This is a genomic window from Anabaena subtropica FACHB-260 (assembly GCF_014697105.1).
GTDB lineage: Bacteria > Cyanobacteriota > Cyanobacteriia > Cyanobacteriales > Nostocaceae > Trichormus > Trichormus subtropicus.
The window spans coordinates 1-1797 of the sequence record NZ_JACJRF010000101.1; the positions used below are offsets into that span (position 1 = coordinate 1).

2 protein-coding genes are annotated in these 1797 nt (G+C 43.4%); one reads left to right on the forward strand and one right to left on the reverse strand.

Features of this window, described 5'->3' with window-relative positions; genetic code table 11:
• Positions 1-91 precede the first annotated feature (91 nt).
• Entirely contained in the window at positions 92-499 is a 408-nt protein-coding gene (gene tnpA / locus H6G18_RS24485; RefSeq protein ID WP_190409679.1) for an IS200/IS605 family transposase, read from the reverse strand.
• A 23-nt stretch (positions 500-522) separates the two neighbouring features.
• Here tnpA and H6G18_RS24490 point away from each other — a divergent pair, with 23 nt between their 5' ends.
• Positions 523-1782, forward strand: coding sequence for an RNA-guided endonuclease InsQ/TnpB family protein (locus tag H6G18_RS24490; RefSeq protein ID WP_190409680.1), 1260 nt, complete (start codon positions 523-525; stop codon positions 1780-1782).
• Positions 1783-1797 lie beyond the last annotated feature (15 nt).

A 1797-nucleotide genomic window follows, 5' to 3' on the forward strand; every position in this document is an offset into this window, starting at 1 on the left:
CCATCTAGACATCCACAAGGGTACTCCCGCCACACCTCCCCGGTTGGCGGTGAGGGGAATTGTGGGATGATTGGAGGGGGTCAACCCCCCTTCAATCATCAGGACTATTTTGCTTGTCAACATAAGATTTAAGTTGTTCAAGTGTGACACCACCGCAGGATGCGACAAAATAAGCACCTGTCCAAAATACGGGCTTGTTATAGAACCGATTAACCTGTTCATTAAACTCCTTGCGAATTAAACGACTAGATACAGTTTTGAGATTGTTGACTAACTTACTAACTTCAACATCTGGTGGGTAACTAATGACTAGGTGAACATGGTCTGATTCTCCGTTGAACTCTGTAACCTTGCTTCTCCACTTGGTGCAGGTGTTTTCAAATATCTCTTGCAGTCGAGTCAGCATTGCTTGATTGATTACTTTTCTACGGTATTTTGTTACAAGCACTAAATGAATATTTAAGCTGTAAACTGCTCTGTATCCTACGTTATAGCTCATTCCACTAATGATATAATGAGTATATGTTACTCACTTACCAGTACAAACTCAACCCCACACCGCAACAGGTTGTCACTCTTGAAGCCTGGGGTGAGTTACTGCGTCGTCATTACAACTATGCGTTAGGGCAAAGACTGGATTGGTTGAACCGTACAAGGTCACTCCTTGACCGTTGCAGCTTGGTATGTGAACCAATTGGTGAGATACCACAAAAAGTTGACTACTACACACAAGCATCCGACCTCAAGCAAACCAAGGAACTGTTTCCCGAATACAAAAACATTTACGCCGACTGTCAACAACAAAACCTCATGAGGTTAGACAAGGCTTGGAAGCGTTGGTTAGTACCAGACAAGAACGGTAAGAGGGGAGGGCGACCAAGATTTAAAAAACGTGGTGATATTTGCTCATTTACTTTCCCGCGTGTCAACTGTGCCAAAGCAGGCACACATCTAATAGGCAATGCTCTCAAGCTTTCTAAAATTGGCGAAGTCGAGGTTATTTTGCATCGACCAATCCCCGATGGTTTTGAGGTTAAACAAGCAACTATTCTTAAAAAAGCTGATGGTTGGTATGTCAGCTTTTCTCTAGAAGATAAAACTGTGCCTGAATCGCTATCTATTGATGAAATTAAAACTGCTACTGGCATAGATGTTGGATTGGAAAAGTTTTTAACTACTGCCCAGGGACAAAGCATTGAAGTGCCGCAGTATTATCGCAAAGCTCAGGCAACTTTAGCCCGTCAGCAACGCCAACTCGCACGTAAAACTAAGGGGTCTAAAAACTACCAAAAACAAGCTAATAAAATCGCACTTATTCACTTGCGCGTTGCAAGACAAAGGAAAGAATTTCATTATCAAGTTGCTCATTGGTTGGTTAAATCCTATGACTTAATTGTTTTTGAAAACCTGAATATTAAGGGACTGGCTAGAACACGATTAGCTAAGTCGATACTAGATGTTGCTTGGGGTGCATTCCTCCAAATCATGCAAGCAGTAGCGGTAAGACGCGGCAAGCATACGCGAGGTGTTGACCCTAGAAAAACGAGTATCAATTGCTCTGGTTGTGGTGTGAGGGTTGAGAAAACCCTTGCGGTTCGTGTTCATAGTTGTGAGTGTGGGTTGGTTATCGACCGTGACTGGAACAGCGCACTTAATCTTTTAAAACTTGGGTCGGTTGGACTACCGATTCCTGGCTGTGGAGGCTTAGACATTAGTCAGCCCGTGAAGCAGCAAGTCTCTTATGTGAATTTGAGATGCTCCCGCTATATTGCTTGCAATTAGCGGGAGAGTTGTCAC

Coding starts and splice junctions, on each gene's coding strand:
- tnpA (WP_190409679.1), bottom strand. CDS start 499: ATGAGCTATAACGTAGGATACAGAGCAGTTTACAGCTTAAATATTCAT.
- H6G18_RS24490 (WP_190409680.1), top strand. CDS start 523: ATGTTACTCACTTACCAGTACAAACTCAACCCCACACCGCAACAGGTT.